The sequence below is a fragment of the Novosphingobium pokkalii genome, from assembly GCF_014652855.1.
In the GTDB taxonomy this organism is placed as follows: domain Bacteria; phylum Pseudomonadota; class Alphaproteobacteria; order Sphingomonadales; family Sphingomonadaceae; genus Novosphingobium; species Novosphingobium pokkalii.
Window position 1 is genome coordinate 95,661 of record NZ_BMZP01000014.1, and the last position, 22,293, is coordinate 117,953.

23 protein-coding genes are annotated in these 22,293 nt (G+C 66.9%); 13 read left to right on the forward strand and 10 right to left on the reverse strand.

Going from position 1 to position 22,293, the window contains the following annotated elements; all coding sequences use genetic code 11:
* Window positions 1–61 precede the first annotated feature (61 nt).
* Window positions 62–460: a peptide-methionine (R)-S-oxide reductase MsrB gene (gene msrB / locus IE191_RS14665; RefSeq protein ID WP_191325124.1), complete on the reverse strand. Its 399-nt coding sequence runs from the start codon at window positions 458–460 to the stop codon at window positions 62–64.
* Window positions 461–625: 165 nt separating this feature from the next.
* Here msrB and IE191_RS14670 point away from each other — a divergent pair, with 165 nt between their 5' ends.
* Window positions 626–1,141 carry a winged helix-turn-helix transcriptional regulator gene (locus IE191_RS14670; protein ID WP_191325153.1) on the forward strand — a complete coding sequence of 172 codons (516 nt, stop codon included), beginning with the start codon at window positions 626–628 and terminating at the stop codon, window positions 1,139–1,141.
* Between the two features lie 354 nt (window positions 1,142–1,495).
* Here the strand turns inward: IE191_RS14670 and IE191_RS14675 are convergent, their stop codons facing one another.
* Window positions 1,496–1,858, reverse strand: coding sequence for a UrcA family protein (locus tag IE191_RS14675; protein WP_191325125.1), 363 nt, complete (start codon window positions 1,856–1,858; stop codon window positions 1,496–1,498).
* A gap of 325 nt (window positions 1,859–2,183) precedes the next feature.
* Here IE191_RS14675 and IE191_RS14680 point away from each other — a divergent pair, with 325 nt between their 5' ends.
* The 3 genes from IE191_RS14680 (at window position 2,184) to IE191_RS14690 (ending at window position 4,313) form a co-directional block, all read left to right on the forward strand.
* On the forward strand, window positions 2,184–2,450 hold the full coding sequence (locus tag IE191_RS14680) for a hypothetical protein (RefSeq protein ID WP_191325126.1): 267 nt from the start codon (window positions 2,184–2,186) through the stop codon (window positions 2,448–2,450).
* Between the two features lie 75 nt (window positions 2,451–2,525).
* Window positions 2,526–3,377, forward strand: a complete 852-nt coding sequence (locus IE191_RS14685) for a diacylglycerol kinase family protein (protein ID WP_191325127.1) — start codon at window positions 2,526–2,528, stop codon at window positions 3,375–3,377.
* 87 nt (window positions 3,378–3,464) lie between these two features.
* On the forward strand, window positions 3,465–4,313 hold the full coding sequence (locus IE191_RS14690; RefSeq protein WP_191325128.1) for a metallophosphoesterase family protein: 849 nt from the start codon (window positions 3,465–3,467) through the stop codon (window positions 4,311–4,313).
* Between the two features lie 68 nt (window positions 4,314–4,381).
* On the opposite strand, the gene IE191_RS14695 is transcribed toward IE191_RS14690, so the two are convergent.
* The 4 genes from IE191_RS14695 to secB all read right to left on the reverse strand — a co-directional run bounded on the left by IE191_RS14695 (window position 4,382) and on the right by secB (window position 8,464).
* Window positions 4,382–5,047, reverse strand: a complete 666-nt coding sequence (locus IE191_RS14695) for a DUF4136 domain-containing protein (RefSeq protein ID WP_191325129.1) — start codon at window positions 5,045–5,047, stop codon at window positions 4,382–4,384.
* Between the two features lie 211 nt (window positions 5,048–5,258).
* Entirely contained in the window at window positions 5,259–6,275 is a 1,017-nt protein-coding gene (gene trpS, locus IE191_RS14700) for a tryptophan--tRNA ligase (RefSeq protein ID WP_191325130.1), read from the reverse strand.
* 14 nt (window positions 6,276–6,289) lie between these two features.
* Window positions 6,290–7,876 (reverse strand): murein biosynthesis integral membrane protein MurJ, encoded by a 1,587-nt coding sequence (gene murJ, locus IE191_RS14705; protein ID WP_191325131.1) that lies wholly within the window; start codon window positions 7,874–7,876, stop codon window positions 6,290–6,292.
* A 60-nt stretch (window positions 7,877–7,936) separates the two neighbouring features.
* Window positions 7,937–8,464 carry a protein-export chaperone SecB gene (gene secB, locus IE191_RS14710; RefSeq protein WP_191325132.1) on the reverse strand — a complete coding sequence of 176 codons (528 nt, stop codon included), beginning with the start codon at window positions 8,462–8,464 and terminating at the stop codon, window positions 7,937–7,939.
* Window positions 8,465–8,834: 370 nt separating this feature from the next.
* Between secB and IE191_RS14715 the strand changes: the two genes are divergently transcribed.
* The 6 genes from IE191_RS14715 to IE191_RS14740 all read left to right on the forward strand — a co-directional run bounded on the left by IE191_RS14715 (window position 8,835) and on the right by IE191_RS14740 (window position 14,629).
* Window positions 8,835–9,515 (forward strand): Tim44/TimA family putative adaptor protein, encoded by a 681-nt coding sequence (locus IE191_RS14715; RefSeq protein WP_191325154.1) that lies wholly within the window; start codon window positions 8,835–8,837, stop codon window positions 9,513–9,515.
* Window positions 9,516–9,557: 42 nt separating this feature from the next.
* Window positions 9,558–10,796 carry a murein transglycosylase A gene (mltA, locus tag IE191_RS14720; RefSeq protein WP_229815421.1) on the forward strand — a complete coding sequence of 413 codons (1,239 nt, stop codon included), beginning with the start codon at window positions 9,558–9,560 and terminating at the stop codon, window positions 10,794–10,796.
* A gap of 16 nt (window positions 10,797–10,812) precedes the next feature.
* Entirely contained in the window at window positions 10,813–11,397 is a 585-nt protein-coding gene (locus IE191_RS14725; RefSeq protein ID WP_191325133.1) for a Smr/MutS family protein, read from the forward strand.
* A gap of 390 nt (window positions 11,398–11,787) precedes the next feature.
* Complete coding sequence (locus tag IE191_RS14730; protein WP_191325134.1) at window positions 11,788–12,276, forward strand: thermonuclease family protein; 489 nt, start codon at window positions 11,788–11,790, stop codon at window positions 12,274–12,276.
* Between the two features lie 110 nt (window positions 12,277–12,386).
* Window positions 12,387–14,144, forward strand: a complete 1,758-nt coding sequence (locus IE191_RS14735; protein WP_191325135.1) for a bifunctional metallophosphatase/5'-nucleotidase — start codon at window positions 12,387–12,389, stop codon at window positions 14,142–14,144.
* Window positions 14,145–14,218: 74 nt separating this feature from the next.
* A complete protein-coding gene (locus IE191_RS14740; RefSeq protein WP_191325136.1) occupies window positions 14,219–14,629 on the forward strand; it encodes a DUF983 domain-containing protein in 411 nt (136 codons plus the stop codon).
* Window positions 14,630–14,801: 172 nt separating this feature from the next.
* Here IE191_RS14740 and IE191_RS14745 read toward each other — a convergent pair whose 3' ends face one another.
* The 3 genes from IE191_RS14745 to IE191_RS14755 form a co-directional block, all read right to left on the reverse strand.
* Entirely contained in the window at window positions 14,802–15,125 is a 324-nt protein-coding gene (locus tag IE191_RS14745; RefSeq protein ID WP_191325137.1) for a GIY-YIG nuclease family protein, read from the reverse strand.
* 125 nt (window positions 15,126–15,250) lie between these two features.
* On the reverse strand, window positions 15,251–15,532 hold the full coding sequence (locus IE191_RS14750; RefSeq protein ID WP_191325138.1) for a hypothetical protein: 282 nt from the start codon (window positions 15,530–15,532) through the stop codon (window positions 15,251–15,253).
* A 112-nt stretch (window positions 15,533–15,644) separates the two neighbouring features.
* A complete protein-coding gene (locus IE191_RS14755) occupies window positions 15,645–16,328 on the reverse strand; it encodes a glutathione S-transferase family protein (RefSeq protein WP_191325139.1) in 684 nt (227 codons plus the stop codon).
* Window positions 16,329–16,438: 110 nt separating this feature from the next.
* Between IE191_RS14755 and IE191_RS14760 the strand changes: the two genes are divergently transcribed.
* The 3 genes from IE191_RS14760 (at window position 16,439) to IE191_RS14770 (ending at window position 20,770) form a co-directional block, all read left to right on the forward strand.
* Entirely contained in the window at window positions 16,439–17,218 is a 780-nt protein-coding gene (locus tag IE191_RS14760) for a universal stress protein (protein ID WP_191325140.1), read from the forward strand.
* Window positions 17,219–17,270: 52 nt separating this feature from the next.
* Complete coding sequence (locus IE191_RS14765; protein WP_229815415.1) at window positions 17,271–18,092, forward strand: class I SAM-dependent methyltransferase; 822 nt, start codon at window positions 17,271–17,273, stop codon at window positions 18,090–18,092.
* Between the two features lie 359 nt (window positions 18,093–18,451).
* A complete protein-coding gene (locus IE191_RS14770; protein ID WP_191325141.1) occupies window positions 18,452–20,770 on the forward strand; it encodes a CDC48 family AAA ATPase in 2,319 nt (772 codons plus the stop codon).
* Between the two features lie 45 nt (window positions 20,771–20,815).
* Here the strand turns inward: IE191_RS14770 and IE191_RS14775 are convergent, their stop codons facing one another.
* Entirely contained in the window at window positions 20,816–22,081 is a 1,266-nt protein-coding gene (locus IE191_RS14775; RefSeq protein ID WP_268249438.1) for an MFS transporter, read from the reverse strand.
* Window positions 22,082–22,293: the final 212 nt, after the last annotated feature.

Below are 22,293 nucleotides of genomic sequence, written 5' to 3' on the forward strand. Positions count from 1 at the left end.
ATCCGTAACGCAGGGTTAATGAAAGGGCCAACCCTGCGTCCTGGGCTCGCTCCCTAACGCATCATTCCTCCGGCGTGAAGTCGAGCGCGGCCGAGTTCATGCAATAGCGCAGGCCCGTGGGCGCCGGCCCATCGGGAAACACGTGGCCCAGGTGCCCGTCGCAGCGCGCGCAGCGCACTTCGGTGCGAATCATTCCGTGCGAGGTATCGCGCCGTTCCTCCACCGCGGTTTCGTCCATCGGGTGGGTAAAGCTGGGCCAGCCGCAACCGCTGTCGAACTTGGTGGCGGAGGTGAACAGCGGCTGCCCACAGCCCGCGCAGGCGTAATCCCCGCTCGCCTTATTCTTGTCATACTTGCCCGTGAAGGCGCGCTCGGTGCCGGCCTGGCGCAGGATGTGATACTGCTCGGGGCTCAGCCGCTCGCGCCATTCGGCCTCTGTCAGAATCAGCTTGTCGCTCATCGGTGGGATCTCCTTCACGCCGCCATATGGGGTGCCGGGCATGGCCGAACAACCGCGCCGGGCAGCCATCTTGCGCCGGTCGCACCGGCCCAGGCACGGCCTTGTCGCACTTCCTGTCGCACATCGCTTAAAATGGCGCGCATTATGCGCTATGACGGCCCGGTGATGGAAAAATTGCAAGAGCCCCTGGTCGATATTGCCCAGTGCAGCCTCCTCGTCGCGTTGGAGGTGATGGGCGAGCGCTGGTCGTTCATGATCCTGCGCGCCGCGTTCAACGGCATCTCGCATTTCGAGGAATTTCTCTCGCAACTGGGCATTGCCCGCAACATCCTGTCGAATCGCCTGTCGCGGCTGGTCGACCATGGCATTCTCGAGCGCATTCCCTGCTGCGACGATCGCCGACGGGTGGAATATCGCCTCACCCCCAAGGGATCGGATCTGCTGCCGGCCATGCTGGCGCTGCGCCAGTGGGGCGAAAAGTGGGGCGAAGGCCCGACCTGCAACCCGGTGCTGTGCGATGCCCGCGATGGCCAGCCGATCGCGCCGATCGTGCTGCGCGCCCACGACGGGCGCCCGCTCGGTCCCGCGGACCTGGCCTGGCGCAACCGCGAGGATATTGCGCTGGCCACCGGCGATCATGCCGCGCTGGCCGATGCCGAAACGTCGCGGGAAACCGCCTGAGAGATTGGCTCGGGCGTCGTTGCGCGAAAGCGGGAAATAGCCGGAAAGTATTCGGGGCAGGATCGCCGGTGGAAACGGCGACCCTGCCCCGCCAACCGCACGGGGGACTGCGCGTGCGGCAAGCTCTTGTCTGAACTTTGTTTCATGAATGAGGCCAAAACGGTTTCGTTCGCGCAAATTCAGAATGCGAAGATTGCTTGGAGACCGTCTGGAAAATGCGCCAAGGCGCATTTTGGGGTTCGGCACCGGCCCGCTCCCCCACCCGACCTCCCATAGGGTACTATCGTCGGGACGTCGGGTGGGGGAGCGGGCCAGTGCCGCACATCCGGCACAGCCGGATGTCCAGACAGCCACTCAGCGCGCGGCGAGAACCTGCTGGCGGGCCAGTGCGACCTGGACCTTGCCCTGGCGCAGCGCGGTGCTGAAGCAGTTGCGCTGATCCTGCGCCTCTTGCAGCGTGATTTTGCCGACGCCGATGGCGCAGGCCTGCCGGGCGGCTGCGCGCACGCGGTGATCGGCCATCGCGCGGCCCTGCACGGTCATCAGGTTCAGGTCCGAAAGCTTCACCGGCACGCGGGTGACGGTCATGCCCATGTCGCTGGCGGATTCAGTCACGGTGGCGTCCTGGGCCAGGGCGGGCGCCGCGCCGGCGCAGAGCGAGCCAAAGGCAGCGAAGGAAAGGGCGAGCGGGCGGAAAGCGGAAGAGGTGGCAAACATCGGGTCGGTCCTTTTGTGTGGTGGAACAAAAGTCGGGTTCGGAAGGGCGGTGGATTGTCGCGGCGTCGTTCATTCGCTGCGGTATGTCGCTCTTTTACCGCGCTCTTGTCCGCCCGGCGCGGCACGCTCGACCAGCCATGGCCCGGCGCCGACCAGTGCCCCCTGTCCCCGACGAACCGCCATGCTGCATCGGCAGACGACGCCCATGGACCGCAACACCACCCGACCAACGCCATGGCCGCGCGCTTCGATTCGTCCGCCGCTGCGGGTCAATGCGCAGCAAAGGCTTTGCCTGCCGGCAAGAAAGGCGCACTATTCCTGTGGCATGGCAGTGGCGGTCATCTTTGTGCTGGGCATCGTCAATTTCGCGCTCAACCGCGCGGTGATGGCCTGCAACCACCCGCTGATGCAGCAGATGCCGCCCCTGCTCAAGGCGATGAACCAGCGCTTTTCACTGCTGATCGAATATCTCATGCTGGTCGCCGGCATGCTGCTCGCCGCGCAAGGCTGGGCCTGGGGCGCGATCGGCTATGGCGTCTACAGCATGATGAACGGCTTTTCGGCCTGGCTCATCCTGTCCGGACGGGTGTGATTGGCCAAGTGTGATCGGGCGCATACGGGAACCGCGCCCGGTGCCGCGCATTGGCCGGGGGGAGGACCGTCGCACATGACCACCATTCCGCTCTGGCTTATCGTCAATCCGGCCAGCGGCAGCAATTCCGAAGCCGCCGTCGCCGCACTAACCGCCGCGCTGGCCGAAGGGGGCCACGCCCCCACGCGCGTGCTGCGCCTGCCTACGGATCCCCTGCCGACCCGCGCCACGCTGGAAGCGGCCAACGTCGCCACGCTGGCGATCTTTACCGGCGACGGCACCGTCAACGCGCAGGTGGCCCAGTTGCATGGCTGGTCGGGCGCCGTGCTGGTGCTGCCGGGCGGCACGCAGAACCTGCTGGCCAAGGCGCTACATGGCGATGTCGATGCGCCCACGATCGCGGCGCGCCTGGGCCGGGGCGAATTGCGCCGCAGCCGCCGCCCCGCGGTAGAAACGTCGGCCGGGCATGCTCTGGTCGAAGTGTTGGCCGGCCCCGGCGCGACCTGGGCCGACGTGCGCGAAGGCGTGCGCGACATGGACCTCTCGACCATTGCCAGCGCCCTGGGCGAAGCCGTGCGCAGCACCGCCGGCGGCGCGTCCGTCAGCGTCTCCGAACCATCGCTGGGCAAGCCCGAAGGCTATCGCGCCGTGCGCATCGATGCCGATGATGGCACGCTCACCCTGGACGGCTACGATGCGCAGGACTGGGCCGATCTCGCCGCCCACGGCGTGTCGATGCTGGTCAAGCGCGATTTCCGCCAGGGCCCGCACGAGGAGCTGGGCCAGGCCGACGCCGTGGTCTGCACCAGTGCCGAGCCGATCGCCCTGATGATCGATGGCGAACGTCGTGATGGCACGGTGCGCGAGACGTTCCGCTGCGTCACCCTGCCGGTGGAATTCCTGGCCAGCGACGCCGTCAACTCTTGACCCCGGCCGCGCCTGCGGGAAAGGCCGGAGGCAGACCCTGGACGCCGTTAGGCCAAGGAAACTGGCCGGCCAAGGAAACCATCCAGAATGACCCGCATCTTTCATATCAGCGACATTCACTTCGGCCTGGAAGATCCGCGCGCCCTGGCTTGGCTGGTCGATTGCGTGAAGCAGGAACGCCCCGATGCCGTGGCCATCACCGGTGACCTGACGATGCGCGCCCGGCACCGCGAATTCACCGCCGCCTGCCGCTGGATTCACGCGCTCGACGTGCCGGTCACAGTGGAGGTCGGCAATCACGACCTGCCCTATTTCAATCCGATCGAGCGCTTTCTCGATCCCTACCGCCGCTTCCGTTCGATCGAGAGCGTGCTGGAAAAGCCGCTCGCCCTGCCCGGCGTGGCGATCGTGCCGCTCAAAACCACAGCGCGGGCGCAGTGGCGGCTGAACTGGTCCAAGGGCTATGTCGAGAAAAAGGCCCTGGCCGATTGCCTGGCACGGATTGATGCCCTGCCGGCGGGCACGCGCGCCATCGTCGCCTGCCACCATCCGCTGGTCGAGGCTGGGACGCGCGGCAACGCCCTTACCCGCCACGGCAACCGCGCCTTGGGCGAACTGGCCCGGCGCAACGTACTGGCCGTGCTGTCCGGCCACGTCCATGATGCGTTTGATCTGATCCGCCCGACGCCACATGGCCCGGTGCGCATGATCGGCGCGGGTACGCTCTCGCTGCGCACCCGGTCGACTCCGCCCAGCTTCAACGACCTGCTGCTGCGTGATGGCGATATCGCCGTCACGGTGCGCAATCTGGAAGCGGTGCCCACGCCAGCGATGCAGATCGAGGACGTGCCCGAAAACGCCCTGCCCCCGCGCCAGCCGGGCGAGCCGGTGGCCCCGATCGCGGCCATCCCCCCGGTTGATCCGCCGGTGCACTGAGCGCCGAGCAAAAAGGCCCCGGACCGCCAAGGTCCGGGGCCTTTTGCAGGCAGGCCGTTGCGGCTGCCTTACTTCTTCTTTTCGGGCGCCACAGAGATGCGCACGGTTTCCCCGTTGTGACCGGGGAAATCCTTGAACATCGCTTCGACGAGGTTGGGCACCAGGTAGGGCAGGCGGTTCGAGGTGGAGGCGGCCTGCGCCTTGCCTTCGAACACGCGCTTGCCATCGCTGCGGCGCTCGATCTTCATGTCGATGCCGCTGGTATAGACCGTGACCACGTCGACGCCGCCAAAGCCCGGACCCCAGAACGGATCGTACCAGCCATAGCCCCAGCCGCGACGGCCCCAGAAACCACCATAGGGGCGGCCATAGAAGCCCGGGCCATACCACGGCCCCCAGAACGGATCATAGGCACCGGTCGAGCGCACATGATCGCGGCCCTGGTCCACGCCGTAGCCGAACTTGACGACCAGGTCGGACGTCTGCGGATCACCCTGGACATAGCCCAGCTTGGCCATCTGGGCCGCCACCAGGCTGGCATATTGCGAGAATTCCAGGCCGCCCTGGTCGCGCGGGTCTTCCGCCACCACGGCAAAGGTCTGCCCGGCGGGCGCCGGCAGTTCACGCTGGAAACGAGAAACCTTGGCATCAAAGCTGGTTGCGCAGCCCGACAGGGCCAGGACAAGGGGAGCAGCCAGCAAGGCAAGTCGGCCGGCCCGAAGCATCTTGGTCATTTAGTTCGACTCCTCATGCGCACCGGTGTCCCCAACCCCCGGCGCCGGTCGTGTGTTAGCACGACGAAATGATGCCTGCGAGGGGCTGAATGGAGCTTGAATGATAACGCGCGACGCGCCGAAATGCTCCGAAATCCAAGACCATGCACAAAAGGGCGCCCCCGCTGCCGGAAGCGCCCCTTTTGCTGTCCCCGATGGGGTACTGGCCTCGTCAGCGCACCAAGCCCAGCGCGGCATAGGCCGCATCGAGCGTCGGCACGGCCAGCGCACGGGCCTTTTCCGCGCCGCGTGCCAGGATCGCATCGAGCGCCGCGCGGTCTTCGCGCAACTCGCGATAGCGGGCGGCCATCGGCGCCAGCTTGCTGACCAGCAGATCGCCCAGCGCCGGCTTGAACTGGCCAAAGCCCTGTCCGCCGAACTGCGCCAGCACCCCGGCCACGTCGGTGCCGGCCATGGTGGCATAGATGCCCACCAGGTTGCGCGCCTCGGGCCGGCCTTCCAGCCCCTCCGCCTCGCTGGGCAGCGGCTCGGGATCGGTCTTGGCCTTCTTCACCTTCTGCATGATCGTGTCGGCATCATCGACCAGGTTGATACGGCTCATGTCCGAAGGATCGGACTTGCTCATCTTGGCGCTACCATCGCGCAGGCTCATGATCCGCGCCGCTTCGGGCGGGATGATCGGATCGGGCAGGGTGAACACCGGCGCGTCTTCGCTGGCGAAGTCGTTGTTGAACTTCTGCGCAATGTCGCGCGCCAGTTCCAGATGCTGCTTCTGGTCCTCGCCCACCGGCACGTGCGTCGCCTGGTACAGCAGCACGTCGGCCGCCTGGAGCACGGGATAGGTGAACAGGGCCACCGACGCGCCTTCGCGGTTCTTGCCGGCCTTGTCCTTCCACTGCGTCATGCGGTTGAGCCAGCCCATCCGCGCCGTGCCATTGAGCAACCATTGCAGCTCGGCATGGGCCGGCACCTGCGCCTGGTTGAACAGGATCGAGCGGTCCGGATCGATCCCGCAAGACACCAGCGCGGCAACCATCTCGCGCGTGTTGGCACCCAGCCCAGCCGGATCGTGCGGCATCGAGATGGCATGGAGGTCGGCCAGGAAATAGAGGCAGGTGGCTCCTCGCGCGGTCCATTCGTCCTGCATCGCCACCCAGTTGCGGATCGCACCCAGGTAATTGCCGAGGTGGAGATTGCCGGTGGGCTGAATGCCGGAAACGATACGCATGAAACGCCTTTGCCTTAGGATTTGTTGGCGGGTGCCGCCCTGCGGCGGCGGGTGAGCAGCGCGAGGTCTTCGCACGTGAACGCCCCCAGAACGAGGGTGGCAAGGCCATAGACCACCATGCCGGCCATGACCAGCACGGCCAGCGCGCCGATGCGCAAGGCCCAGGTGCCGTGGACATAGGGCATCAGCACGCCCTGCCCCGCCCACAGCACCAGTCCCATGGCCAGCGCGGCCAGCGCCAAGCGCGGCGCGCGGCGGCGCAATTGCGCATCAGGGGTGAAATGCCCGCGCTTGCGCAGCGTGTGATAGAGCATGCCGACATTGACGGTCGAGGCAATCGCGGTGGCAAGCGGCGGCCCCATGTGCTGCAACGGCACGATCAGCACCAGGTTGCCCACCAGGTTCACCACCATCGAGATCGTGGCATAGCGCACCGGCGTCTTGGTATCGTGCCGCGCATAGAAACCCGGCGTCAGCACCTTGACCAGAATATAGCTGGGTAAGCCGATCGAGAAGGCGGCCAGCGCCTGCGCGGTGAAATGCGTGTCGGCGGCGGTATAGCGGCCATAGCCGAACAGCGCGGCGGCAATCGGCTCTCCGCACAGCACCAGCGCCATCGTGGCCGGCAGCGTGAGCAGCAGCGCCAGTTCCATGCCGCGGTTCTGCGTTTCCTGCGCCGCCGCATCCTCGCCCGCGCCCAACTGGCGCGAGATCGTGGGCAGCAGCACGGTGCCCAGGCCAATGCCGATCAGCCCCAGCGGCAACTGGTTCAGCCGGTCGGCCATGTAGATATAGGTGACGCTGCCATGCGCCAGCAGCTTGGCCGCGAGCGCGGTGGAAATGACCAGGTTGATCTGCACCGCCCCGGCCCCGGCCGCGGCCGGCCAGATCAGCGCAACCAGCTTCTTCACGTCGGGATTGAGACGCGGACGCCGCAGCGCGAGGCGCACCCCGTTCTGGCGGCAGGCCCAGGCCAGCCACGCCAGTTGCAAGGCCCCCGAAACCGATACCGCGATCGACTGGATGCGCGCGGTAACCAGCGGATCATGGCTGTGAAAACCCAGCAGCGCGACAATCAGCGTCAGGTTCAACAGGATCGGCGCAGCCGCGTTGACCCAGAACTTGTGCAGCGAATTGAGGATGCCACCAAACAGCGAAACCAGGCTGATCAACATCAGGTAGGGAATCGTCAGCCGCGACAGCGAGACGGCAAAGGCGAACTGATCGGCCGACACCCCGTTGAACCCGCCCGAAAGCAGCAGCGTGACCGGCCAGGCCAGCAATTCCAGGGCCACGGTCATCACGATCAGCGCGGGCAAAAGCACCGCCAGCGCCTCTTCGGCAAAGCGCAAGCCATCAGGCAGGCCGCGTCCGTCGGGATCGCCCACCTTCTTGTTGAACATCGGGATGAAGGCCGAGGAGAACGCCCCTTCGGCAAACAGCGCCCGGAACATGTTGGGCAGGCGGAACGCGATCAGGAAGGCGTCGGAAGCAAAGCCTGCACCGACATAGCGGGCAAACAGGCTATCGCGCACCAGGCCGAGCACGCGGCTGGCCAAGGTCAGCCCGCCGATCGTGCCGGTCGCTTTCAGGAGGTTCATGAACGGCCCTTTTGGCGAACGGTGCGAATCGGCGGGATAAAACGAATCAGGCGTGACGTCTCAGGCGTGACCGGCCGGTTCGGCGGTTGCCGTGGCCTGGGCCTGCGCCAACTGCGCCATGTAGAGGCCGTTGAAGTCGATCGGATCGAGCAGCAGCGGCGGATAGCCGGCGTCGCGCACGGCATCGGCCACGATGCGGCGGGCGAACGGGAACACCAGGCGCGGGCCTTCGGCGAACAGGAACGGATGGGCCTGTTCCTCGGTCACGTTGCGCATGCCGATCAGCGCGCCATAGGCCAGCTCGACGATGAACGCGGTGCCCTGCGCACCCTTGGACGTGACGTTGATCTTCAGCTCGATTTCATGGACGTCGGGCGCCAGGGCGCGGGCGGCGATGTTGAAATCGACGTGGATCTCGGGCGCTTCGGTCCACTGATAGCTTTCCGGCGCGTTCGGATTCTCGACCGACAAGTCCTTGATATACTGCGAGATCAGGCCAATGGCGGGCGAATTGTCTTCGCCGTTGGGGGCCACGCCTTCGGCGCCATCGAGGGAGAGGTTGCTGATGATGTTGCCTTCGTCGGCCATGGTCGCATGCTTTCGTTCGGGTGGGGCGCGCGGCGGCGCCGTGTAAACGTGCGTGGGCGCGTAGCATTGTGCGCCACGCCGGGCAACCGAGAGCGACAGCAGCGTGCCCCTGCCTGTGGTCCCCGCGCCCTGCACCAAAGGACGGGAACCCAGCGGCGTTCCCGGAATTCCATGCCAGGGCAGCGCACGGGCGCGGTTTCGGGCCGCTCAGCCGGTCCCGGCACGATCCGGCGCGGGAATCCGCCATTGCGCCGTCCACACGTTGTTCATTTGTAATTCGTACCTATTTGAGGCACGATCAACCGGTGGCTATCCGAGCTGCGGAAACGTGGATCGGCAACCCAGGGCCACCTTTGCGGGACATGTGCGTGTGATTGTTGAGATCGTCATCCTGGCCATGATCGCGGCCTTCCTGGGCCTGAGGCTCTATTCGGTCCTGGGCCGCCGGCCCGAGCAGAACGAGGAGCCGGTCCGCCGCCGCATCGAGCAACCCGACTCGCTGGGCGCCCCCCGCCCGCTGACGCCGCGCCTGCCCGAAGCGAACGCCGCCCCGGCGAACCGCCTTGCGCCGCCGGTGCCGGAAACCCGCGATTTCGATGCCGCCGCCGAACCGGGCATCCGTGCGATCATTGCCGCCGATCGCCGGTTTGACGTGGGCCTGTTCATGGCCGGCGCCAAAAGCGCCTATGGCATGGTGCTCGATGCCTTCTGGCGCGGCAACCGCCAGGAACTGAAGTCGCTGTGCGATGCAGATGTCTATGCCGGCTTTGCCGACGCGCTCGATGCGCGCGACGCGGCCGGGGAGACGCTCGACGCGCGCCTGATCCGCATCGAGGAAGCGCACATCGTCAGCGCCGAACTGGTGGGTACCACCGCCCGCGTCACCGTGCGGTTCGTGGCCGACATCGCCACGGTCACGCGCAACGCGCAGGGCCAGGTCGTTGCCGGTTCGCTCAACGATGCGATCGAAAGCCGCGACCTCTGGACCTTCTCGCGCGATCTCACCTCGCGCGATCCCGATTGGCTGCTCGACGAGACCGATGAAGCCTGAAATCCGCAAGGACTGAGCGGCTTGGGCAAAGATCCCGTGGCCATCGCCGCTCGCTCCACCAGACATGTTCCATTCGCGCAAAGGGCCGGTCTTGCACTGGCCCTTTCGCTGCTGGCCGCCTGCGTGCCCACCGTCACGCCGCCGGGACGCCAGCCTGCCCCGCGGCCATCGGCACCTGGCGCACCGTTGGTGACACCAGCGCCGCCGCAGGCCAATGCTGTCACCGCCGGTCTGGCGCGAGGGCCGGCGCCATCGGCCCTCGGCCTGGCTCCCGGCAACGCCGGCGCGGCGCTCAATGCCTTCCTCACCTCGTGCCCCGGCCTTGTCCGGCGCAACGACAGCACCGGGCTGACCCAGCCGCAGGACTGGACCCTGCCCTGCGCGGCCGCGCGCACCTGGCCGCGTGACAATGCCGCCGCCTTCTTCGACGGCTATTTCGAAACCGCCCGCGTCGGCGATGGCAGCACGTTCGTCACCGGCTATTTCGAACCCGAGATTGCCGGTGTGCGCACGCATCAGCCGGGTTTCGACGTGCCGGTCTATGGGGTGCCGGCCGATCTCGTGCGGGCACGGCCGGGCGATGCCCAGCCGCTGCCCGATGGCCGCATGCCGCTCGGCCGCTATGACGCCAACGGGCAATTCGTGCCCTATTTCGATCGCAGCCAGATCGAGGATGGCGCGCTCGCCGGCAAGGGCCTGGAAATCGCCTGGGCCGCCGATCCGGCGGAGTTGTTCTTCCTGCAAGTGCAAGGCTCGGGCCGGTTGCGCGCGCCCGATGGCAGCGTCATCCGCCTGGGCTATGGCGCGGTCAACGGCTGGGATTACACCGGCATCGGCACGATCATGGCGCAACAGGGCCTGATCGGCACCGGGCCGGGCCAATATCCCGGCTCGATGCAGGGCATCTTGCGCTATATCCACGATCACCCGGCGGAAGGCGATGCGCTGATGCGGCAAAACCGCAGCTACGTGTTCTTCCGTGAAAATCCCCAGCCAAGCGCTGTGGGCGCCATGGGTGTGCCGGTCAGCCCACGCACCACCGTGGCGGCCGATCCGGCTTTCGTGCCGCTGGGCGCGCCGGTGTGGCTGCGGGTCGATCGCCCGCAAGTGAGCGGACTGTGGGTGGCGCAGGATACCGGCGGCGCGATAAAGGGCCCCAACCGGTTCGACAGCTTCTGGGGCGCAGGCGCCGACGCGCGCCTGATTGCCGGCGGCATGAGCGCCCATGGCCAGGCGCTGCTTTTCCTGCCCAAGGGCACGCTGGCCCGGCTGGGCCTGTAATGCACAGGCCCTGGCCATGAGACGGGCGCCCCGCGGGTTGAGCGCCGAGGAACTGGCGCTGTGGCGCAAGGTTGCCGAAACCGTTACGCCGTTGCGCGCTGCCACCCCACCCGCACCGCCGGCAACACCGGCGCCGATTCCGGTCGCGGAACCCACCGTCGCGCCCGCGCGCAAGGTGAAGGGCCGCGTGCCGCCGCCCCGCCCCGTAGCGCCGCCAGCGGCTGCCAAGCCGCGTCCGCTCCAGGCCAGTGGCCAGGGGCTCGACGCCAGTTGGGACCGCAAGCTGGCGCGCGGGACGATTTCCCCCGATGTCTCGATCGATCTCCACGGCCTCAACCTGGACCTGGCGCACGGCCGCCTGCTCGCCAGCCTGGCCCAGGCCCTGGCCATTGGCGCGCGGGTGATCCTGCTGGTCACGGGCAAGCCCCGCCCACATGGTGACCACGATCTGCGCGGCGAGCGGCGCGGGGCCATCCGCGCCAAGCTGCTTGATTGGCTCGCGGCGAGCCCCTATGCCGATCGCATCGCCGCCGTTCGCCCGGCGCAGCCCCGCCACGGCGGCACCGGCGCGGTCTATATCGTGCTGCGCCGCCCGCGTTGAGGCGCGGCCGGACTAAGAGTTTGCCCTAAGCATTAGAGCGAATTGTCGCCAGCCCACCGGCAAGAGACAACCACAAGGCTCCGCGCGCCCCCAAGCGCACCCCATTGCCCGTCGCCAACGGACGCGCGGAGTACCTCCCTCCCTTCCCGCCACCACAGATGCGGCACGCCAGCGTCGATCGCGGTGCGCGCGCTGGTCCGGCGCGGCGATGCCACGCGCTTGGTCGTGGATTGTGGCAGGAACATTCTTCCATTTTGAACGTATCGCGATTACCGACGCCAGTGCAGTGCTGCAACGCACAATATTGCCATGCGCAATCCGCCTAAGCACCTGCACTGTCAGTAGTATCCAGCCTTCGTTACGGCACAATCGCGGGTCCATGTTCCCCCCATGAAGCACCCAGTCCCTGTCCTCGCCCTGGCCGGCGCGATGCTCCTTGCCACCGGCCTTACGCTCACCCAGCCCGGCACGGCCGAAGCCACGCCCTTTGCCATGCCGCCCGAATCCGCCATGCCCAAGGTGGATGAGGAGGCCGCACGCTTCGCCCCCTGCAACAGCGACAAGCGGATCACCTGCGTGGTCGATGGCGATACCTTCTGGTATCAGGGCACCAAGATCCGCATCGCCGATATCAATGCCCCGGAAGTGAGCCACCCCGGCTGCCCGCAGGAGGCACAGCTCGGCGCGCGGGCCACCCAGCGGCTAACGCAACTGCTCAACGCCGGGCACTTCTCGCTCGTCACCCAGGGCCGGCCGGTGGATCGCTATGGCCGCGCCTTGCGCGTGGTGGTGCGCCAGGGGCAGAGCCTGGGCGCCCGGCTGGAGGCAGAAGGCCTGGCCGAACACTGGCAGGGCCGGCGCGGAAATTGGTGCAGATGAAACCGGGCGCCTTCCCGTTGTAAAGGCAAGCGGCTATGGGCGGGCGTCTCTCCCTGATGAAAGCCGCCCTCGCAATGAAGCCGCTTTTCCCTTTGTTTCCGCGCGTTGCCATGCGTGGTGCATTCCTGCCCATAGCACTCGCCCTTGCTGCCTGCGCCGGTCAGCCCGCGCGGGTGGCCCAGGCGCCGGCTCCGGCCGCTGCGCCGCATCTCGTCACCGTCGGGATTGCCGCGTTCAACGATTTCCACGGCCAGCTTGAGCCGCCGCACCAGTCCGTGCTGGTGCCCGATGGCAAGGGCGGCACGGCGCAGGTGCCCGCCGGCGGCGCGGCCTGGCTCGCTTCGGCGGTGGACGCCGTGCGCGGCCGCTATCCCAACCACCTGACGCTGTCGGCCGGCGACATGATCAGCGCCAGTCAGGTGGCCTCTTCGCTCTATCTCGACGAGCCGTCGATCGGCGTGATGAATCGCATCGGGGTGGATTTCAACGCCGTGGGCAACCACGAGTTCGACCGCGGCCGCGACGAACTGCTACGCATGCAGAACGGCGGCTGCGCCCAGTTTACCGCGCACAAGCCGTGTCAGCTCGAACCGTTCCCCGGCGCCAGCTTCCGCTATCTGGCGGCCAGCACGGTGGACAAGGATGGCCACACCCTGTTCCCCGCCACCGGCCTCAAGACCTTCGGCAGCGGGGCCGACAAGGTCACCGTGGGGGTGATCGGGTTGACGACGCGGACCACGCCCACGCTGGTCAGCCCCGCCGGCATCGCCGGGCTGACCTTCGAGGACGAAGCCGCGACGATCAATGCGCAGGTGCCCCGGCTCAAGGCGGAAGGCGCCGATGCCATCGTCGTGCTGATCCACGAAGGCGGCAAGCAGCAGGGCGCGCCCGATCCGCAAGGCTGCGATGCCATGTCGGGCGCCATTCTCGACATCATCAAGCGGCTCGATCCCGGCGTGGACCTGATCATTTCGGGCCATACCCATGCTTCCTACATCTGCCAGTTCCCGGCGGCGGGGGCGACCCATCCGCTGCTGCTGACCAGCGCCGGGCTTTATGGTGAAATGGTCACCGACATCAGCCTGCAAATCGATCCCGCCGCGCACAAGGTCGTCTCGGCCCAGGCGCACAACGTGATCGTGCAGTCCGATCCCTACCAGTCGGCCACGCGCCTGGTGCAGCACGACGATCGCTTCCCGGTGTTCCCGCCGCGCGCCGATGTCGCCGCCTATGTCCAGCGCTATGTCGACGCAGCGAAGGTCTATGCCGCCAAGCCGGTCGGCCGCCTGTCCGGCCCGGCCGCGCGCGGCGAAAGTCCCGCGCTCACCACGGGCGGGCCGCTCGGCAACCTGATCGCCGATTCGCAACTGGCCGCCACGCGCAGCGCCGGTGCGCAAGTGGCGCTGATGAACCCGTTCGGCATCCGCACCGCCTTGGTCCCGGCCGCCGACGGCACCGTCACGTTCGGAGACATCTATCGCGTACAGCCCTTCGGCAATGTGCTGATCACGGAAACGCTGACCGGCGCGCAACTGAAAGCGGTGCTGGAACAAGGGGTGGATGACCAAGGCCCGCATCAGGGCCTGGCGGTCTCGTCCAACGTGCGCTTTGCCATCGATCTTGCGCGCCCGGCGGGCAGCCGCGTGGTGGCCCTGACCATCGACGGCAAGCCGGTACCGCCGCAGCAGACCTATCGCGTCACGGTCAACAATTTCTTGGCGCAGGGCGGCGACACTTTCACCGATCTGGCCGACAAGCCCGACGCGGTGACCGGTATGACCGATCTCGACGCGCTCCAGGCCTGGATCAGCGCCGTACCGGTGCGCCAGGTGCCCACCGAAGAGCGCCTGCGCGTGATCACGCGGTAATTCCTTCCATTCCATTGCATGGTTGCAGCGCCATCGCCCCGCCCCTACCGTCACTGACCAGAGAGGATGAGGCAATGGCGCTGCTCGACAATCCGAAGTTTCGCTGGATCTTGCATTGCGGCTGGAAAGGGCTGTGCCCCCGCTGCGGCAAGGCCAGCATGTTTGCCGGCTGGCTCAAGCTGGCCAAGCGCTGCCCGGAATGCGGCCTCGATTTCGGCTTCGCCCGGGCAGACGACGGGCCGGCGTTCTTCGCCCTGTGCCTCACCGCTTTCCCGCTGACCTTCTTCGCCGTCTGGCTTGAAGTGGCCTATAGCCCGCCGTGGTGGGTTCACTTGCTCACGTCCGTGCCGATCCTTGCGGTCGGCTGCCTCGGCTCGCTCCGCCCGTTCAAGGGCTGGCTGGTCGCCTCGCAATACGTGAACAAGGCGACCGAAGCCGGCACCGAAGGCCTCTGGGCCAAGCTGGAAGAGCGCGACGAACCCTGAAGGGCGGTTGCTTTGGCCCAGCGAGCAAGGAATTTCTCGCGCGGAGGCGCAGAGCGTGAATTTCCCCTGCGCCTCTGCCCGACCCGTAAAAAGTGCCGAGCGAGAAGTGCTGCCAGGAATGTCCTCATTCGCCAAACCTCTGCCGTCGCCCCGTGCTTGACACGGGGCTTGGCTACTTTGCTACCTCGCTTTGCGGCGCAGTCACTGGATACCACTGGTCCCATAGGTCGAGCCAACCGGGATTGTCCGCCTCGATCAATGTGAATTTCCATTCCCGGCGCCATTTTTTGACCAGTTTCTCACGGGCGATCGCGGATTCGATTTCCGGGTGCCGCTCGGCATAGACCAGCCTTGTCTTGCCAAAATCCCTTGCGTGGATCGAGCCATGGCCCTCGCGATGCTGCCAAACGCGGCGGATCAGGTCGGATATGACACCTATATACATCCCGCCGCGATAGCGGTTTGCCATGATGTAGACCCAGCCGCCTTTACTCATTCTACCAGCATGCCAAAGGCAACGCCGCAAGGGAAGCCAAGCCCCGTGTCAAGCACGGGGCGACGAGTATCCTGTTGGACAGGGTCCGCTTCCCACCACAAAACCCCCCACCGCCTCAGCGCGACCTATCGCCGCGCCGGCGCATCCGGCAGCCGACAAGCGGTGCAGCGACGCCAGCATACCAGCCCCGGCATCATCTCACGCGGGGCCTTGCCCGGCTCGGGATAGAGCCCGGCCATGATCTCGGGCGCGATGCCTTCTGGCGCGGCGCGGTTGTGGCACATCAGGCAATTGCGCCGAAACCGCTCGCGCGTCAGCCCGGAATGATCCTCGACCACGGGTGCCGCCGGGGGCGCTCCAGCCTCGACCACGCTCGCCGGCATCACGCCCGCCGCAAAAGCTAGCATCCCCGCAACAAGCCACCATCGCTGCCGCATGACTGCCCCCAGTCGCGCGCCGCACATCGGCGCAGGCCCATTGTTTCACCCCGCCCGCGCCTCGGCAAGAGGGCCTGAGCCGTCACCCCTGGCGATAATCGGCCAGGATCGCGCCACAGGCGGCAAGCTCTGCCTCATGACTTTCCTCCCGCCAGGTTTCGGCCAGGGCCTGCCGCTCCCAATCCTGCATCGCCGGATGCGCCAGCACATGATCCACCCAGGCCTGGCCACGGCCTACGTCCAGCCCATAGGTGCGGATGCGAAACGCCACGGGCGCAAAGAAGGCATCAAGCACGGTAAATGCCGGGCCGGCCAGCCACGGGCCGCCGAACCGGTCCAGCCCCTGTTCGAAGAGTTCGCGCACGCGAGCCACGTCGCGCAACAGCGCCGGGCGCATCGCGCCGGGCCGCACCCGCACGCCCACGTTCATGGTGCAGTCGTTGCGCAAGGCGGAAAAGCCGCCGTGCATCTCGCACACCGCGCTCTGGGCAAAGGCGCGCGCCGCCGCGTCGGCCGGCCACACGCCGTCGTGCCGGTCGGCCAGGTAGAGCGCGATGCCCAGCGAATCCCACACCGTGGTGTCCCCGTCGATCAGCACCGGCACCTGCCCGGTCGGCGAAAAGGCCCGGAACGCGTCATAGTTCACCGGCTTGGCAAAGGGTTCGATGCGATCCTTGAACGCCACGCCCAGCGCCTTGAGCAGCAGCCAAGGCCGCAACGACCAGCTCGAATAGTTCCGGTTTGCCGTGATCAGGGTATAGCTCATGGTCGGGCGCTCCGTCGTGCTGGCTCTTTTCCGCGCCGGTTGATTCAGGTCATGGCGCGGCGCTCGGTAGGTGCCACAATGGGGGCATTGTTGGAAGAAGGAGGATCCCCGTGCGCTCCATTCTCTGCCCGATCGACGGCGCCAAGACTCTCGACGACCGTCTCGAAACCGCCCTGGCCCTGGCCCGCGCCACCGATGGCCACGTCAGCGTGCAAATCGCCAGCCCCTTTGCCGAACTGGCCGTGTGGGAGCCGTTCGGCGGCGCCGCGCTCACGGCCGAAGTGATCGACCAGGTGCGGCAGGAAGACACCGTGCTGGCGCAGCGGGTGGATGCCCGGCTCGCCCCGCAGGACGTGCCGTTCGATGTGATGCAGACGGCACAGGCGCCGATCCCCGCCGCCTATGCCGCCGCGCGCTTTGCCGATGTGGTGGTCACCAGCTTGGCCGATCCGCTGGTGGAGGAACTGGTGCTCGGCGTACGCAGCCCCGTGCTCGCCGTGCCGCAGGGTGCACCGCTCACCGATTTCACCGGCCCGGCGATGGTTGCCTGGGACGGCGGGATCGAAGCGGCGCATGCCCTGCGTGCTGCACTGCCCCTGCTCGCGCGGGCCAGCGCGGTCCATCTCGTCGCGGTGGAGGAAAAGCCCGACGCCCTGCCGGCGATCGAGGCTGCCGCCTATCTCTCGCGCCACGGCATCCATGCCGAAACCCACGCCATCCCCGCGAGTGGGCCGATCGCGGCAACGCTGGTCGATACCGCCCGGCGGCTCGGCGCAAAGCTGATCGTGATGGGCCTGTTCGGCCGCAGCCGGCTGCGCGAATTGCTGCTGGGCGGGGTGTCGCGCGCCATGCTCGACAATTCCACCCTGCCGCTGCTGCTGGCGCATTGAACCGGCTGGGCAATAGCTTCGGTAAGCCCTTGCCCGGCAGTGCCGGTCTGGCATGATCGCGCCCAAGGTGGCGGCACAGGGGCTGCCGCCGGCCTTGGGAGTGATGCCGATGCGCCGCCGTTTTGTCTTGCCGTTCACTGCACTGGCCTTGGCCAGCCTGGTGATGCCCGCTGCCCAAGCCGCGCCCGCGCCGTCCACGGCGATCAGCCGCGCCCTGGCCGATCCGGCGCGCAGCGCCACCAACCGCGCGCTCGATGAAAGCCGCAAACCTGCCGAAATCCTGGCCTTCGCCGGATTCAAGCCCGGCCAGGTCGTGGCCGACTGGGGCGCGGGCGGTGGCTATTATTCCGAGTTGATCGCGGATGTCGTCGGCCCCAAGGGCCGAGTCTATGCCCTCGCCAATCCCGCCTATCTCAAGCCTGGCACACTCGATGCCGTCGCCAAGGCGCATGCCAACGTCCTGATGCTGGTCGCGCCGCCAGCGGGGATGACGCTGGCCCCCGGCAGCCTCGACGCCATTTTCGCCCATCTCGAATTTCACGATCTCTACCTGCCCGCCGCCCATGGCGGCACCACGCCGGCGCGCCCGGTTGCGACAACCCTGGCCAACTGGTTTGCCGCGCTGCGCCCCGGTGGCACGGTTACCATCGTCGATCACGTCGGCCCGGCCGGCACCCCGGCCACGGTGGCCGATACCCTGCACCGCATCGATCCGGCGCAAGTGAAGGCCGACATGCTGGCCGCCGGCTTCGTGCTCGACGCCGAAAGCAGCGTTTTGCAACGCAATGACGACCCCCATACTGCAATCGTTTTCGATCCGGCGTTGCGCGGAAAGACCGATCGCTTCGCCTTGCGTTTCCGCCGGCCCGCCTAGGGTTTCGCAATCAATTGCATAAAGCGCAATTCATATTTCGTCTTTCGCATTTGCACAAATTGGGAATGTAAGGCATAGCAAAACTGCCTTTCAGGCATCCTCTCCCAAAACTTCCAAAGGCCTGGCCGGCAACGGCCGGGCCATTTTTTTGCCATCATCCCGCCGCTCTGCGTGCCCCACGGCAAACACCCCACATCTCGCCAGCCCCTTGCCGATGAACCAAAGCGGCCGCTCTGCGTTTGCGAACGACGGGCGTTTGAAGCACAGCGGTTTGAAATCTGCGGCCTGCGATCCTAGCTAGTGTGCAAGCGGGGCAGCTCTGCCCCGATCCGCAAACCCCCAAGGGTGAAAAGAGGCCAATGGCAGAGGCAGCAACACTGGGCGACAATCGCATCGCCCGCCTTCAGGTCGCAGGCGCCAGGCAAGAGGAATCCGGCCACGGCATCGCGCGCATCAGCCGCGCGGTGATGGGCCGCCTGGGCGTGACCGAGGGTGACGTCATCGAGATCATCGGCAAGCGCAGCACCGCCGCCCGCGCCATGCTGCCCTATCCCGAAGACGAAGGTCTCGAACTGATTCGGCTTGATGGCCTGCAACGCGCCAATGCCGATGTCGGCTCGGGCGATCACGTCGAAGTGCGCCGCATCGAATCCCGCCCGGCCCAGCGCGTGGTCTTTGCCCCGGCGCAGCGCGACTTGCGCCTGCAAGGCCCCGCTGCCGCGCTCAAGCGCAATTTCGCCGGTCGCCCGCTGCTGACCGGCGATCTGGTCGCCACCGCCGGGCAGCAGCAGGTCAACCGCGGCGATATGCCGCCGCAGTTGCGCCAGATGCTCAATGCCCCGGCCTTCGCGCTCACCCAGATCCGCCTCACGGTCGTCTCCACCGTGCCCAAGGGCGTGGTGCACATCGACGAAACCACCGAAGTGGAACTGCGTGCCGAATACGAAGAGCCGCGCAGCAGCCGCGCCGACGTGAACTATGATGACGTCGGCGGCATGGGCGACACCATCCGCCAGTTGCGCGAGATGGTCGAACTGCCGCTGCGTTATCCCGAACTCTTCACGCGCCTGGGCGTCGATCCGCCCAAGGGCGTGTTGCTGCACGGCCCGCCAGGCACCGGCAAGACCCGCCTCGCCCGCGCCGTGGCCAACGAAAGCGACGCCAGCTTCTTCACCATCAACGGCCCGGAAATCATGGGCTCGGCCTATGGTGAAAGCGAAAAGCGCTTGCGCGAAGTGTTCGAGGAAGCGACTCAAAACGCCCCCTCCATCATCTTCATCGACGAGATCGATTCGATTGCGCCCAAGCGCAGCCAGGTTTCGGGCGAAGCGGAAAAGCGCCTTGTCGCCCAGTTGCTCACGCTGATGGACGGGCTGCACAGCCGCTCCAACCTGGTCGTCATCGCCGCCACCAACCGACCCGATGCCCTGGACGAAGCTCTGCGCCGCCCCGGCCGCTTCGACCGCGAAATCGTCGTTGGCGTGCCCGATGAACCGGGTCGACGCGAAATCCTTGGCATCCACACCCGCGGCATGCCGCTGGCCGAAGATGTCGACTTGCGCGAACTGGCCCGCACCACGCACGGTTTCGTCGGTGCCGATCTAGCCGCCTTGGCGCGCGAAGCGGCGATCGAGGCGGTGCGCCGGATCATGCCGCGCCTCGATTTCGAACGGCAGACGATCCCGCCCGAAGTGCTCGACAGCCTGCGCGTGGATCGCACCGATTTCCTCGAAGCGCTCAAGCGGGTGCAGCCCTCGGCCATGCGCGAAGTCATGGTCCAGGCGCCCACGATCGGCTGGGCCGACGTTGGCGGGCTGGACGATGCCCAGGCCAAGCTCAAGGAAGGCGTGGAACTGCCGCTCAAGACGCCCGAGGCCTTCCACCGCCTCGGCATCCGGCCTGCCAAGGGTTTTCTGCTCTATGGCCCGCCCGGCACCGGCAAGACCCTGCTCGCCAAGGCCGTCGCCAAGGAAGCGGAAGCCAACTTCATCGCGATCAAGTCGTCCGACCTGCTCAGCAAGTGGTATGGCGAAAGCGAGCAGCAGATCGCCCGCCTGTTTGCCCGCGCCCGCCAGGTGGCCCCATGCGTGATCTTCATCGACGAGATCGACAGCCTGGTGCCCGCGCGCGGCACCGGGGTGGGCGAACCGCAAGTGACCGCGCGCGTGGTCAACACAATCCTGGCGGAAATGGACGGGCTGGAAGAACTGCAATCGGTCGTGCTGATCGGCGCCACCAACCGGCCCAACCTGGTCGATCCGGCGCTGCTGCGCCCCGGTCGCTTCGATGAACTGGTCTATGTCGGCACCCCCAGCCTGGAAGGGCGCGCCCATATCCTCAAGATCCACACCGGGGGCATGCCACTGGCCGCCGACGTGGATCTGATGGACGTGGCACGCCAGACCGCGCGCTTTACCGGCGCCGATCTGGAAGACGTGGTGCGCCGCGCCGGCCTCAACGCCATCCGGCGTGCCGGCGGCAGCGTGCAATCGGTCAACGCCGGCGATTTCGCCGGTGCGCTGGAAGATTCGCGCGCCACGGTGACCGAGGAGATGGAAGCAGATTACCTGCGCATGAAAGGCGAGCTCAAGAAGCGCGCGGTGGAGCCCGGCCCCACCATCGGCTTCCTCGCCCCTGGCATGGTCCAGTCCACCCGCGATGCCAAGCACGGCGGCTGAATGCGACAAAGCCCCTCGCTTCAGTCAGGAGCGAGGGGCTTCTTTTCAGGCTTGGGCCACCACTTCATCGAAGCGCTGCACGTGGCGCAGTTCGGGGAACAGCCGGCCCCAGGCAAATGCGATGGCCACCGCGCTCACGCCGCCGAACACGACTGAGCCAACCGGGCCAAGAATGGCACCCATTACGCCGCTTTCCATTTCCCCCAGTTCGTTGGAAGCGGTGATGAACAGGGCCGATGTCGCCCCCACGCGCCCACGCATCGCATCGGGCGTCACCACCTGCACCAGCGTCTGCCGTACATAGACCGAAATCATGTCCGCCGCGCCGGCCAGGGCCAGCATGGCCAGCGACAAGGGCAGCCAGCGCGAAATCCCGAACACGGCGGAAGCCACGCCGAACAACGCAACGGCGGCCAGCATCCTGGGCCCGACGCCGTTCTCCACGGGACGCCACGACAACCATAACGCGGTGGACACGGCACCTACGGAAGAGGCGGAGCGCAACAGCCCAAGCCCGGCTGGGCCCACATGGAGAATGTCCCGGGCATAGACCGGCAGCATGGCCGTCGCCCCGCCCAGCAAGACGGCAAACAGATCCAGGCTGATCGCCCCCAGCAACATGCGGTTGTGGGCCACATAGCGCAGCCCCTCCAGGATATGGACCAAGGGTTTGCCATCGGCCACCGGGCGATTGGCGCCATGCGGCCCGATCGCCAGTTGCGCCAGCAGGGCCGCACACAGCAGTGCCAGCGTCAGGCCATAGGCAAAGTCGGGCGCCACGCCATAGGCAAAGCCGCCCAGCACCGGGCCAACGATCCCGCCGATGCGGCCGGCAATCGCGCTCACCGCAATCGCGCGCGGCATGCTTTCCGCCGGCACCAGCGCCGGGGCCAGAGCGTTCATCGCCGGCGCATAGAACCCGCGCCCGGCGGCAAACCCGGCGGCGACCAGATAGAACACCGGCAAGTCTGCCCGCCCCAACGCTTGCAACACCACCAGGACGCCGACTGCCGCGATCTGCACCAGCAACGCCAGTCGCACCACCAGGCGGCGATCGTGGCGGTCCGCCACCAGTCCGGCAAAGGGATTGATCAGCAAAACGGGCAGGAACTGTGAAAGGCCGATCAACCCGATGCGCAGCGACGCCGCTTTCACGTCGAGCGACGTACGCGCCACGTCATAGGCCGCCCAGCCCAGCACCACGACCAGGTTGCTCTGCGCCAGCATCGCACAAATCCGGGCGATCCAGAACGCGCGGAATGCGGGAATGGCGAGGGGATGACCGGGAACGTGTGGGGCAGATGGGTGCAAGGCAGGAAATCCCGATGGATTTGAGGCCATTCGGCCCTTGTGGGCCTGCCCTTAGCAGCAACTCCCCCATCCGGGTTATGATAATGTGGCCCCAAGCTATTGATGCCACCCACACGCAAATCCCCTGCCTTGTGCGGGAGGGGAAGTGTGGTGACGTGACCCCCTGATTTTCCTCCAAGCTTGATTAGAGTCTGGTCCATTGGAAGGACGGA